Genomic DNA, 12114 nt, shown 5'->3' with positions numbered 1-12114 from the left:
GCGACTGCCACCGTTCCCCGCTCCTTGTGCGAAAGCGCCAGCTTTGGGCAAGGAAAGCCTTGCAGTAAAACCAATTCCCGACTAGGCATCAGGGCTGCAAAAACCAGCGCTCCGGCTGTCGTGCCGTACCTTCCAAGCGAGCGCTTTTGACGAACACAGGATTGAACGCCCCATGACGATTGTCGACGTACGCACTCCCGACCCGAAGAAATTCATCAAGGGCGCGACCGGCGACTGGGAAATCGTGATCGGCATGGAAGTCCATGCCCAGGTCACCTCCGACGCCAAGCTCTTTTCCGGCGCCTCGACCGAATTCGGACAGGATCCGAACAACAATGTTTCGCTCGTCGATGCGGCGATGCCCGGCATGCTGCCGGTGATCAACGAGGAGTGCGTCCGCCAGGCGATCCGCACGGGCCTCGGCCTCAAGGCGGAGATCAACCTGAAATCCGTCTTCGACCGCAAGAACTATTTCTATCCGGATCTACCGCAGGGCTACCAGATCTCCCAGTTCAAGCAGCCGATCGTTGGCGAGGGCAAGATCCTTCTGGATATGCCGGACGAGCAGGTCGAGATCGGCGTGGAGCGCCTTCATCTGGAACAGGATGCCGGCAAGTCCTTGCACGATCAGCATCCGTCCATGTCGTTTGTGGACCTGAACCGGTCCGGTGTTGCCTTGATGGAAATCGTGTCCAAGCCGGATCTGCGCTCGGCCGATGAGGCAAAGGCGTATCTCACCAAGCTGCGCACCATCCTGCGCTACCTCGGCACCTGTGACGGCAACATGGATCAGGGCTCCATGCGCGCCGACGTCAACGTCTCCGTCCGCCGTCCGGGCGGCGAATTCGGAACGCGCTGCGAGATCAAGAACGTCAACTCCATCCGCTTTGTCGGCCAGGCGATTGAATACGAAGCCCGCCGCCAGATGGCGATCCTGGAAGATGGCGGCACCATTGATCAGGAAACTCGCCTGTTCGACAGCGTGAAGGGCGAGACCCGGTCCATGCGCTCCAAGGAAGAAGCGCACGACTACCGCTACTTCCCGGATCCGGATCTGCTGCCGCTGGAATTCACGCAGAGCTTTGTCGATGAACTGGCCGCTGACCTGCCCGAACTTCCGGACGACAAGAAGGCCCGGTTCGTCAAGGACTTCGGCCTGACAGCCTATGATGCGGACGTGCTGGTTGCTGAAAAAACCTCCGCTGCCTTCTTTGAAGAAGTCGCGAACGGCCGCGATGCGAAGCTTGCTGCCAACTGGGTGATCAACGAGCTGTTCGGCCGCCTGAACAAGGAAGGCAAAACGCTTGAAACCTCTCCGGTTTCCGCAGCTCAACTCGGCGGGATCATCGATCTGATCAAGGCGGGCACTATCTCCGGCAAGATCGCCAAGGACGTCTTTGAGATCGTCTGGACAGAGGGCGGTGACCCTGCTCAGATCGTTGAAGACCGCGGCATGAAGCAGGTGACAGACCTTGGTGCCATCGAGGCGATCGTCGACGAAATCATTGCCGCCAATCCGGACAAGGTCGAGCAGGCCAAAGACAAGCCGAACCTTGTCGGCTGGTTCGTCGGCCAGGTCATGAAAGCCTCAAAAGGCAAGGCCAACCCGCAAGCGGTGAATGATCTTTTGAAGCAGAAGATCGGCCTGGAATAAGGGTTTCGAGATTCAGTTGAAATCAAAGGGCTCCGGGTTTCCGGGGCCTTTTTTGTTTTTGGGTCAATCAACAGCTTACGCCTCAATTCTCCTCGAAATGCATTTGCGTCGGTCCAGTTGATTTCTTGGAAATCCGCGGAGGCGGATGGTCCTTTGCACCGTCGCTGTATTCAACCTGAAAGAATATAGTATGACGATAATCACTAAATTGTATGCAAAGTGATCACGTGTTGCCCAACAATTGGGCCAAACCTGTCAGCCCGATACCGAAACAGTAGCAGAAACGCTTAGTCCTGCGGGTGGCACAAGTATTGCCAAGCGAACCGTATCCAAACGGGGGCGCTTGATGACAATAAGATACGGCGAGCCGGACCTGGATCATGTTTGATCTCAGGTTTTTCGAAATTTATCGCAATCCAGAATATCTGCTGCTTTTGGGCGAAGGCGCAGCCATGAGCGCCGCGTTGACAATTGGCGGCGGCATGGCGGGCTTTCTGTTTGCGGCACTCCTAGCCGCAGTACGTCATTACAAGATCGCTTTTTTCGCCCAGATTGCCGCGGTCTATGTGGAGTTCATTCGCAACACGCCACTCATCGTACAGATGTTTTTTGTGGCCTTTGGATTGCCGCTGCTTCTTGGATATCAGTGGCCTTTCTGGGCCCATGCATTGCTCGCGTTGACGCTCAATTTCTCAGCCTATTTTGCGGAAATTTTGCGGGCCGGGCTTGCAGGTTTGGGGGCGGGGCAAGCGGAAGCTGCTGATGCCCTTGGGCTACCGAAATGGCTCGGTTATGTGAAAATCCTGTTCCCACAGGCGGTAGCGTCGATGTTCCCGTCGCTCAACAGCCAGTTCATCTTTTTGTTTCTGACAACCGGCGTGATCTCCGAAATCGGCGTGACCGATTTGACTTGGGCCGGGCTGTTCATCGACAGCCGTAGTTTTCGATCCTTTGAGGTCTTTTTCACCCTGACGATCATCTACATTCTGATGGCCTTGATGTTCAAAAGTCTGCTTGGGGTTCTCTACGCCCACCTGTTCAAATGGAAGGTGGTCAGATGAAGGACGCTTTTGTCGCCGTTTTTGGCAAACCTTTCGGGATCGTCCTGTTTCAGCTTTTGGAAGCGACCCAGTTTACGATCTATCTGTCCCTGATCGCCTTTGTCGGTGGTGGCCTCATCGGATTGGTGGTGACCGCCGCCCGGGTGTCGCCCTACAAGCTGATCGACCGGACTTTCATGGCCTATACGTGGCTCTTCCAGTCGGTTCCGCTCTTGATGCTCTTGTTCTTGCTGGGGCTCGGAGCCCCGCGGCTTTTTCAAATCCAGATCGATCCCTGGCTTGCCGCTGGCATAGCGTTGACGCTCTACACCAGCGCTTACTTGTCAGAGGTGTGGCGCGGGGCCATTACGGCTATTCCCGACGGCCAGCGGGAAGGAGGAAAGGCGCTCGGTCTGACGCTTTTCCAGATCATGCTTTTGATCATCCTGCCGCAAGCCTTCCGTCTGGCAATCGCCCCCACCGTCGGGTTCATGGTCCAGATTATCAAGGGAACGTCGCTCGCCTATATCATCGGGTTCCACGATCTGATGACCATTGGCAAGCGTTGGGCGAACTCTCCGGTGCCCGGCACTCAACCATTCATCATCTATCCGATGATGGCGATGATCTACTTCTCTCTCTGTTTTCCGTTGTCCTTGTGGGCCCGGCGTCTTGAAAAGCGCCTTGGGTCCGCATCGTCCAAAGGTGGGGCAACCGCTGCTGCCTAAAGCCTCCCAAATTACCTCCAAACCAGGGAACTCAAACATGTTCAAGAAACTTGCAGGAGCGGCTGGAATAGCCATCACAGCCCTGACACTGGCAATTTCACCAGCGTCTGCCGAATTGAAGGACATTCTGGAAGCGGGAACAGTTAAAATCGCCATTCCTGAAAACTTTCCGCCTTTCGGTTCGCTCGGCGCGGAAGGTGAATATGTCGGCTATGATGTTGATGTCGCAAAGATGATCGCAGAAGACCTCGGCGTTGAACTGGAACTGGTTCCAGTGACTTCAAAACAACGCATTCCGTTCCTGGAGACCGATCGGGTGGATCTTGTCATCTCCACTCTGGGCGCAAACCCTGAACGCGCCAAATCCATCTGGTTTTCTCATGCCTACGCTCCCTTCTTTTCGGGTGCCTTTGCAAAGCCGGATGTCAGCGTGACAACCATTTCTGATTTTGCCGGCAAGAAAATCGCGGTGACCGGCGGGACGCTCGAAGATCTCGCGATCACTGAGGACGCTCCGGAAGGGGCGGAGATCATCCGTTTTGGTGACAACGCCGCCACGATCGCAGCATACGTTTCCGGTCAGGCAGATGTCATTGTCACCGGTAACATGGTTGCTCTCGGCATTTCCAATGACAATCCGGATTTCGACCTCGAAACCAAATTCGTGATCGCGAACTCTCCGTCGTTCATCGGCGTGAAAACAGGCAACATCGACCTCTTGCAGTGGGTCAATGTGTTTGTTCTGCACAAGAAGCTGAACGGCAAATTGAACGAACTGTCTGAAACATGGCTGAAAACTCCCCTGCCGCCGCTCCCGGCGCTGTAATTTCACGCCTGCCATCAAAGAAACGCGCGTTGCAAAGCGCGCGTTTTCCTTTGGTAAACTGCTCGGCGTTCAATTTCGTCTAGTCGGTAGCCGGCAACCGTGTTTCCAGTCCGTACTTTTTCGAGGTCGCGTTGAATTTCAGCGTGACCGCAGCACCAAGGTCGATGCCCATTTGATCGGCGAGCAGATCCAGGGCAATGATTGCGTCGGCCATTTCATTGGCGACATCCTGAAGATCTGCAGTGGAGCCCTTGATGCCGCGGGTTCCTCGCAAGTATTTCTTCAAGGCTTCCGCGACTTCCCCGAATTCCCCGGCAACTTCCAGCCCGCGAAACGCAATGTCGGCCTGATCATTGCCGGGCCACTCTTTCTGGCGGGTAATGTTGGCCTCGCGCAGATCGGAAAATTTCATGGGTTTGGCTCCAAGTTTGCGGGGAAGTGGATACAAAAAACGGCAGCGCACCCCCCTTCGCAAGGCTTAAGCGACTTGTCAATTTGCCGGATTTGGGAATCGGGCTACCTAAGCCGCAGGTCTTTTTTCGAACTGCCAGCGATACCCATGATTAGAATTAAAAAAGCCACGCATGGCCACTTGGCCGATATTGTTGCCATCATCAATGCAGGGGCCACCAGTGTACGGAAAGGCAAGGAGTTCGGCAGCTTTGAGGAGTATCGACCGGCGTTCGAGACCATGCTGGCGGCTCCCGAAATGGACATCTATGTCGCGCTGGACGCGGCAGGCGAGGTGATTGGCACCTACCAGATCCATTTTCTGAAAGGTCTTGCGTTTCAGGGCCGGCCGCGGGTGGAATTGGAGAGCGTCCATGTGCGCGCGGATCAGCGGGGCTCCGGCGTTGGCAAGCTCATGATGGCCCATGCCGAGAAGCTTGCTGTCGAGGCTGGGGCGTGTCTGGTGCAACTGACGTCCAACAAGGAACGCGAGGGCTCCCATCACTTCTACAAGCGTCTCGGCTATGACCAGAGCCATTTGGGCTACAAGAAGATGCTCGTCTGACCGGCTCTTCAAAAGGAAATGCCCGCCGCTCTGTCCAAAAATGCGCCACACATTAAAAGCGGACAGAGCAAGCGGGCTGTGGCCAAACCTTCAAGCTTGGCAAAGCGATAAGCGTCTTACTTCACGCGGCTCCAGGTCTCGCCTTTACAGATGAGGCCGCCCATGACGCAGCCTTCCAGCTTCAGCTTGTTGGCTGACGTCAGTTTGATGAAACCGGTATAGGTCTTGCCGTCTTCCGCGTTATAGACTTTGCCCTTCCACTGACCATCCGTACCGGTCGGCTTCATGGATTGAACAATCTGAACGCCAAGCAGCGGGCGGCTCCGTTTGGAAGCGTCGGGGTTTTGCGTGTCGTTGCGGGGATCGCGCAGCCAGATGAGCTTGCCGCACAGCGCGCCACCGCAAGAGCTGATGCGGATTTTTGACGCCCCGTTCGGGCGTTCCCAATCGCCCTTGGCATCGGCGGCAGAAGACGATGCGGTCGTGGCGGCGAGCAGTCCGACAGCAACAAGTGCAGCCGCGGCGTTGAATTTCAACATATGTTCCTCCCAAAGCGGAATAGCTTCCGTTTACGAAAAGGGAATGTATCGCGGTGTTTCCAGGTTGCATACCCGTAACGTAACGTCATATACGCGACTTTTTGCAGTGCTGCGTACACGAGCACGCAATATTTCGCCCCAAGTAGCCGAGTGAAAGGTCATTGACTGCTGCGGAAGAGCCCTGCTGATCTCAGAACTGGCTAATTTTAGCAGGATTGAAAACCGGGTGCGGGGACAATGTAATAGGGTATCAATCGTCATCCGTAATTTGGGCAAGCAGCTTGTACATTCGAAATGTCGTCGGTCTTGTGGTCATGGGCCTGACCCTCTTTGGGGCCAGCACAAAACCCTTGCATGCCGCCCCAATCCGAGCGGCCACCGACGAATGGCCGCCGTTTCGCATTTTAACCGACGAGGGTTTTACCGGGCTGGACCTTGATCTTATCCACGAGGTCGGGAAACGGATTGGAACAGAGATTGACGTGGTGAGAATGCCGTGGGGGCGGGGGCTGGCGTCCATGCAAACCGGGGCGGTCGATGTCATGACCGGCTTGGCCTACCGCAAGGAGCGGGCCGAATACATCGCTTACACGGACACACCCTATTATGCGTGCGAGACCGCCTTTTATACGCCCGCATCACGCCCGGTCAGCATCACTTCTTATGAGGACTTGCGCGAGCATACCGTTGGGTTCGTCCTGCATTCCGCCTATTTCGAACAGTTTGATCAGGACACAACGCTCGACAAGCTGGGTGTTGCGGCCGAAAACATTCTCATAGATATGACCAAGCGCGGACGCCTGGATGTGATGATCGGCACCGACTGCCAGGTTGACTATTACCTCAAGACCCAAGGGCTTGGAGACCGGATCGTCAAAACCGAGTACCGCCCGGGCAATACGGTCAATCTGTTTCTCGGCGTTTCCCGGCAATCTGAGTGGGCCGAGCGGGTGGATGAGCTCAATACCATTGTGAAAGACCTGGTCGATGACGGCATCGTCGATGCGTTTGCCCGCCGGTACTACGACAATCCGTCCTAAGTCCTCCCACTGATCACCATCACGACCTGATCCAATAGGGGCTTTTCCAGCGTGTGGGGCAATCCCTATACGCCTTTAAGACAGCTCTCTTCACGGCTTGTGTTTTTCCTGTTCTTGGCTGAAAAAAATGCTCAATCGATCTTTTGGTGAATCCAATATGAATCCATCCTGTCAAATTTTGCGATAATGTTATTGAAAACACACAGCAATTCGTAACGCTATGGTTGTCATCCGGTAAATTTCAGACTTACTTAAATTATTGTTCGGATTTCATTAAATCTGTTTTTTAACTGCCTCTTTAAGCGCTCCTGATGAAGTAACCCTCATGAAACGGCGGGAAAAGCTTCAGATAAGCTTTCGTTTCTAGGGAAGTCTTGTAGACAAAAAGGGGAGAGCGTTATGGCTCGCTATGAAATACATTCCGACGACATGGCCATCATGGGCGAAAAGCCGATGACAGCTGACATTCTGTTCCAGATGGGCCTGGACAGCGCCTGTGGCCGTCACGGCACGACAGACCTCGTGACAGCGCACAAGTGGTTCAACATTGCGGCTTTGAAGGGCAATCAGGAAGCCGTGCGCTATCGCAAGGAAATCTCCGGTGAAATGAGTTCCTCCGAGATCGCAGAAGCGCAACGCTCTGCGCGCGAATGGCTGTCGATGCATTGATTGCGTGCAAGGCTGCCGGCCAAACGGCACCTTCATCCAACGGTCTATCCTGACGCGGCGCAGATTGAATCGCCGCGTCACCACTTTCCAGCAGTTAATGAACTGCAGCCAGTCCATGGTCATCCCAGAGAGTTTCGGGGATCAGCGGACCGAGGGCAAATTGAAAGTCCAACACCCGATCGCCCGCCTCATTCAACAGGCAGCGGTAGGCGAGTTCATACCAGTCTCCCTGGCTGCGCACAGCGCCCGCCGGAGCGTAGAGTTCCATGCCGCGTTGAGCCGGCGTCTTAAGGGCATAGGGCACCAGCCGGTCTGGCCGAAGTCCTTGCGAATGCACCCCTACTTGCTCCATCGCTTCCAGAGCGCAGAGTTGTTCTCTTCTATCAAGGCCTGTCACCGTCTCTAGGGCCGCTCGCGCCTGGGCCGAACGCGGGTCTTGTAAAACCAGAGCGCTCCGAAGCTGTTTGGCCGTGACCCAATTCTCCGCCGTCCGCCAATCGGATCTGGCCTGGAGTGGGGGCGTTTCTTCGATTGCCCGGACATCTTCTTGGGGTTTCATCAATACCCCTTCCTGGCTGGGCGCTTTCTTTCCGCCAGAAGGAAACAGGTGGGCTGTCAGGGCAGGCGCAGCCTTGGGCAAGAGAACCAACTCAACATCAACCGGTAAGGGCGTGCTGGAACGCTGCTGGTTCGCAGGCGGCAGGCTTGCGAGTATGACAAAGATTGCAAGATGAAGCCACAGTGCCACGACACTGGAAAAATGATCGGTAATCAGCCGATCGAGGACAGGGTGAGAAGACGTGGTTATGGTTGCAGGGTCCAAAAAATCAGAAGACCAATAAATAAGGTCTCCAATTGCGGCGTAGGTGAGGTCGGAGCTGCCGAAGGCCAAAAAAACCAAACAGTAACCCTATTTAAGGATGTGCAGGCTTATTCCCCTCACAGTTTGCCGCACTGGTTGACAGTACAAGAATGCAATTTATGAAGGGTGTGAAATTTTAAGACGCGCATAAGTAGCGCTGCTCAACGGCGGAGTGAGGTTGAGAATGCATCCTGAAGTCAATTTGATCAGATTTGCCTTCATTTATGTGAGTGTTTTGATCGGCACGTTTGTTTTGGGGGCGGCTGTTTTGATCGCCGCAGATATTGATATCTCCAGCGGGACTCAGTTTTTGCCTATAATTGCAGCGACCTTGGATGCCGGCCACTGGTATTTCAAGAAATATCAGTCACTTCCAGACAGTGGATTTGCCTGGTCAGCCGCCTTCAAGATGACCATCGTTGAGATCATCGTTTTCGTACCGGTTGCTTTCGTCGTCATCCTTCTCGCGACAGAGATTGATTTCTTCAGTGGGTTTTACATTGCGATTTTCCTTGGTGTCCTTGCGGTCGTGTTTCTGGTCTCTTTTCTGTTCAAGCGGTTTTTGTTCATGAGCGCCGCAAAGGGAGCGCAGAAGGCCTTTTTGAAACGGAACGCAAAAGCCAGCACAGTCGGATAGACACGTCGCCGTTAAAGACCGGACGCCTAATTTTTAATATTTTTTGTCCTCAGGCAATGAGAATAGAGGCTTGCAGGCGCGGCGCTCAATTCGTTTCCGTTGCAAGTGAAAACGGTCTAGGATGCGAAAAAGCGCTTTTGTTTCAAGCCTTCGGCATGGTCATCAGTTCATGACCCGGTGCCGGTTGAGGATCTGCTCATAAGTTCCATCAGCTTTGATTGCCTCAAGACCGCCCTTTAAAGACTGGATGAGCTCCGGGTCGCTGTCTTTGTTGATGGCCATGTAAAGACCGCCGCTGATATCGTCCAGCCGATAGATCCGATCAAACAAAGCCGGATCGATGTCTTCCAAATCGAGGTAGTACTGGAAAGCGGCTTCGTCGAAAGCGATGAGATCCAGCCGGCTGAGCGCCAGTTTCCGGATGTTCAAGACATCTTCACCCACGATATCGAGATTGGTGAAGTTCTGGCTCTTAAGATATTGGTAAATCACGTCTTCGACTGAAACGCCGATGCTGTAATCCTTTGCATCGGACAATGACTCGACCGCCAGATCCGTCCTGCTGGCCAGTTTGTAAAGGGACGTGTTGTAGGGTGCGATGACGCCGATCCAGTCAAAAAGATCTTCCCGTTCCGGGATCCGACCGATCGAAAAGATCACCGTGTTCTTGGTGTTCTGCGCGGTCAGATAGGCCCGCGCCCACGGTAAAAACAGGAATTCGGCGGTCAGTCCGGTTTGTGAAAGAACCGCCTGTACGACCTCACTCGAAAGTCCTTTGGCAAGGCCATTGTCCGAATAGTTGTAAGGCGGGAACTCCTCGGTAACGATCGTCATGTCCTGCGCCCGGACCGGGAGCGCAAAGCACATGAGGATCAAGGTCGCGCGCAGAAGGCGCGCCCAAGAGGAAGGATACGCAGAAACCATGGATCAATACCGCCGCAATTCTTGAACGCCTGCAAGCTGTGAAATCTGTCAGGAACCGCGGTTTTGGTATCGGGTTGGCACTTTGCGTCCCGGGACAATTCATGGGCAATCGAACCTGCGCGCGGCCAAAACCCCAAAATATCTTGAAACAAACAGGCGTGTCCTGGCGAAGTTGACCGCCTGAAATCAATCTCCCGGATCCGGCACTTCTAAGTTACCGTTGCAAGACTTTCGGGACTGGCGGTCAAACAGGCAGGAACCGCACCGTGTGTGCCGGGGGAAGACAGAACCGGCGTCTGTTCGTGGAAAAACCGGGCCAAGTCAAAAATCCCCTTGAACTCATGGGTTTTTGTTCGTACACGGGGCCTACCGGAGAGGTGGCCGAGTGGTCGAAGGCGCTCCCCTGCTAAGGGAGTAGGCGGGCAACCGTCTCGAGGGTTCGAATCCCTTCCTCTCCGCCACTTTGTTTCCAGAACAACACGCATATTATCGCGCGGCACCCGAAGAAACGGGTGTAGGGCGTTCATGATCTGTTGCTTATAGAGCCGGCGTCGGTTTTCAGCTCTCAGCGCACTTTCAGATCGCTTTTTGGCTTTGGGGTGTCGGCGGTTTCGGTCCAGGTGAGGCGGAGATCGATGCGGTTGGAGCCGCCGGAGCGCTCGGCGCGGACCCGCACCGTGATCAAGCCGCCCGGTTCCAGAACGATCTCTTCATCGCCATCGCTCAAGGTCAGTTCGCCTTTGCCAATGCCCTTGGTCACCGCCTCCAAAAGCGCCTTGATGGACTTGCGGCTTTGAAGGGACTCGTGGCGGAAACTTCCATCACCGTTTTGCATCTAGGCACTCTTTTCTCAAAGATGATGTTCTGGCTTGAAATGTTTGACCCTTGGATAGTCGGAACTCAAGCCCACAACGTCGCCTGAGGGGAAAATAAGCGTCGCGCCCGCGCCGATGCCGGTGAGGCCTTCCAGACGGCGGGAGGTTCGGTCCAGCGTTATGTCGCCTTCGAGGTGCAACAGCCCGTTCTTGGCCAGGATCCGCTGACCTTTAAGGTTGTTGACGTGGCCCTGAACGATCATCTTGATGCCCGCCTGATGCAGGAGTTCAACGCCTGAGGCCGTCAGTTGTCCGTCAACCGGCCGGTATTTGGTGCGAACCAGATTGGCAACCGGGCCGGAATAAAAGGCAAATGGATCATCTTCAGCTTCCAGCCGATAGCGCGCGTTGACAGCGGCGGGGCCGTCTTTGGCCATCAGTGCGCACATGGTGTCGTCGATCCCGGCATGCAGAAAGACGATGGATCCGATCTGCTCGACCACATCCATGGCCGAATAAAACCAGCTGTAGGCACCGTCCGGGCTCAAAAAGAGATCCCGGCACCGCAGCGACGCTGCGTAGACCTCGCGCATGGTGAGGCCTTCCGCGTCCGCCTGTTTGGCAAACTGTTTTGCCTTTTTCTTCAGCTTCTTGAGCTCTTTTTCGATCCCCAAAGGCTTCAGATACGGCGCGGCTGCGGCGGGGAACGTTGCCTTCCAGCTTTTGGACGGAAAGATCTGATCGCGGCACTCCGCCTCGTGCGGCAGGTTTGCCAGGTCTTCCGGTGTCACGTAGCGGGTGTTGATTTCGGCCAAGAGCGGCAGGATCTTTCGGCCCATGCGCACAAAAAGGTGTTCGGTGAGCGGGGCTTTCGGCAATGTCAGCGCCCGGATCGCAAGCCGCAGCCTCAAGTCATGATTTCCCGCAAGCAGACGAACGTCCGCACCCAGATCGAACAGGCGTTTCAGAGCGTTCAGCATGTCGAGATTGGACGGGCCTTTGTCGAGGCAATCGCCTCCGACGATGATTTTCGCCATCTGGCCGAAGGGCGTCAGAACAAACCCGTCGTTAAGGCGGTGGACCACGCCTGCTGAAACAAGGGAGCGCAAAAAACCGTCGGCATCGGCATGCGGGTCGGAGATGAAAACAACCGGGTTCTCAGGCCAGGTCCATGTGCCGTGCAAGGCGGCAGCGGCCAAACTGGCGCGAACCGCGCCGGCATTGCCGCCTGAATGATCCTCATGGAGGGGCCAGGGTTCCAGGTTGCGGGGAAGCGCTGCGAGTTCACCCGCATCATCGAAGACAGGCGGCAGCATTGGGTGCGATCTTGCTGCGCGACCGGTATGAACTGCCATGATTGAAGGC

Annotated in this window: 14 protein-coding genes and 1 tRNA gene; 9 read left to right on the top strand and 6 right to left on the bottom strand. The window is 55.2% G+C overall.

Annotated features, from left to right (window positions below; all coding sequences use genetic code 11):
- The first annotated feature begins 172 nt into the window (after nucleotides 1-172).
- The 4 genes from gatB to ACVDG4_RS06680 all read left to right on the top strand — a co-directional run bounded on the left by gatB (nucleotide 173) and on the right by ACVDG4_RS06680 (nucleotide 4248).
- On the top strand, nucleotides 173-1654 hold the full coding sequence (gene gatB / locus ACVDG4_RS06695) for an Asp-tRNA(Asn)/Glu-tRNA(Gln) amidotransferase subunit GatB (protein ID WP_306146607.1): 1482 nt from the start codon (nucleotides 173-175) through the stop codon (nucleotides 1652-1654).
- Nucleotides 1655-2034: 380 nt separating this feature from the next.
- Nucleotides 2035-2715: an amino acid ABC transporter permease gene (locus ACVDG4_RS06690; protein ID WP_447234455.1), complete on the top strand. Its 681-nt coding sequence runs from the start codon at nucleotides 2035-2037 to the stop codon at nucleotides 2713-2715.
- Nucleotides 2712-3422 carry an amino acid ABC transporter permease gene (locus tag ACVDG4_RS06685; protein ID WP_447234454.1) on the top strand — a complete coding sequence of 237 codons (711 nt, stop codon included), beginning with the start codon at nucleotides 2712-2714 and terminating at the stop codon, nucleotides 3420-3422. Before ACVDG4_RS06690 ends, ACVDG4_RS06685 begins: the two co-directional genes overlap by 4 nt.
- A gap of 37 nt (nucleotides 3423-3459) precedes the next feature.
- A complete protein-coding gene (locus ACVDG4_RS06680) occupies nucleotides 3460-4248 on the top strand; it encodes a transporter substrate-binding domain-containing protein (protein WP_447234453.1) in 789 nt (262 codons plus the stop codon).
- A gap of 79 nt (nucleotides 4249-4327) precedes the next feature.
- Here the strand turns inward: ACVDG4_RS06680 and ACVDG4_RS06675 are convergent, their stop codons facing one another.
- Nucleotides 4328-4660, bottom strand: a complete 333-nt coding sequence (locus ACVDG4_RS06675) for a MazG-like family protein (protein WP_447234452.1) — start codon at nucleotides 4658-4660, stop codon at nucleotides 4328-4330.
- A gap of 147 nt (nucleotides 4661-4807) precedes the next feature.
- Here ACVDG4_RS06675 and ACVDG4_RS06670 point away from each other — a divergent pair, with 147 nt between their 5' ends.
- Entirely contained in the window at nucleotides 4808-5263 is a 456-nt protein-coding gene (locus ACVDG4_RS06670; protein ID WP_447234451.1) for a GNAT family N-acetyltransferase, read from the top strand.
- 116 nt (nucleotides 5264-5379) lie between these two features.
- Here the strand turns inward: ACVDG4_RS06670 and ACVDG4_RS06665 are convergent, their stop codons facing one another.
- Complete coding sequence (locus ACVDG4_RS06665; protein ID WP_306146613.1) at nucleotides 5380-5802, bottom strand: DUF2147 domain-containing protein; 423 nt, start codon at nucleotides 5800-5802, stop codon at nucleotides 5380-5382.
- A 281-nt stretch (nucleotides 5803-6083) separates the two neighbouring features.
- On the opposite strand from ACVDG4_RS06665, the gene ACVDG4_RS06660 reads away from it, so the two are divergent.
- Entirely contained in the window at nucleotides 6084-6842 is a 759-nt protein-coding gene (locus ACVDG4_RS06660; protein WP_447234450.1) for a substrate-binding periplasmic protein, read from the top strand.
- 429 nt (nucleotides 6843-7271) lie between these two features.
- Nucleotides 7272-7511: a hypothetical protein gene (locus tag ACVDG4_RS06655; protein ID WP_133951211.1), complete on the top strand. Its 240-nt coding sequence runs from the start codon at nucleotides 7272-7274 to the stop codon at nucleotides 7509-7511.
- Between the two features lie 94 nt (nucleotides 7512-7605).
- On the opposite strand, the gene ACVDG4_RS06650 is transcribed toward ACVDG4_RS06655, so the two are convergent.
- The gene (locus ACVDG4_RS06650) at nucleotides 7606-8412 is read right to left on the bottom strand and encodes a DUF930 domain-containing protein (protein ID WP_447234449.1); all 807 of its coding nucleotides are present in this window, start codon (nucleotides 8410-8412) and stop codon (nucleotides 7606-7608) included.
- Between the two features lie 145 nt (nucleotides 8413-8557).
- Here ACVDG4_RS06650 and ACVDG4_RS06645 point away from each other — a divergent pair, with 145 nt between their 5' ends.
- Nucleotides 8558-9010 (top strand): ABZJ_00895 family protein, encoded by a 453-nt coding sequence (locus tag ACVDG4_RS06645; protein ID WP_447234448.1) that lies wholly within the window; start codon nucleotides 8558-8560, stop codon nucleotides 9008-9010.
- A 162-nt stretch (nucleotides 9011-9172) separates the two neighbouring features.
- On the opposite strand, the gene ACVDG4_RS06640 is transcribed toward ACVDG4_RS06645, so the two are convergent.
- Nucleotides 9173-9934, bottom strand: coding sequence for a substrate-binding periplasmic protein (locus tag ACVDG4_RS06640; RefSeq protein WP_447234447.1), 762 nt, complete (start codon nucleotides 9932-9934; stop codon nucleotides 9173-9175).
- A 371-nt stretch (nucleotides 9935-10305) separates the two neighbouring features.
- Between ACVDG4_RS06640 and ACVDG4_RS06635 the strand changes: the two genes are divergently transcribed.
- Nucleotides 10306-10395 (top strand) — tRNA-Ser (locus ACVDG4_RS06635).
- Nucleotides 10396-10499: 104 nt separating this feature from the next.
- Here ACVDG4_RS06635 and ACVDG4_RS06630 read toward each other — a convergent pair.
- A complete protein-coding gene (locus ACVDG4_RS06630) occupies nucleotides 10500-10769 on the bottom strand; it encodes an amphi-Trp domain-containing protein (RefSeq protein WP_008194155.1) in 270 nt (89 codons plus the stop codon).
- A gap of 15 nt (nucleotides 10770-10784) precedes the next feature.
- Nucleotides 10785-12065, bottom strand: coding sequence for a metallophosphoesterase (locus ACVDG4_RS06625; RefSeq protein ID WP_447234446.1), 1281 nt, complete (start codon nucleotides 12063-12065; stop codon nucleotides 10785-10787).
- Between the last annotated feature and the right edge of the window lie 49 nt (nucleotides 12066-12114).

The sequence above is a fragment of the Roseibium sp. MB-4 genome, from assembly GCF_053005265.1.
The sequence above is the reverse complement of the archived record's forward strand: the minus strand, read 5'-3'. Positions and strand labels throughout refer to the sequence as shown.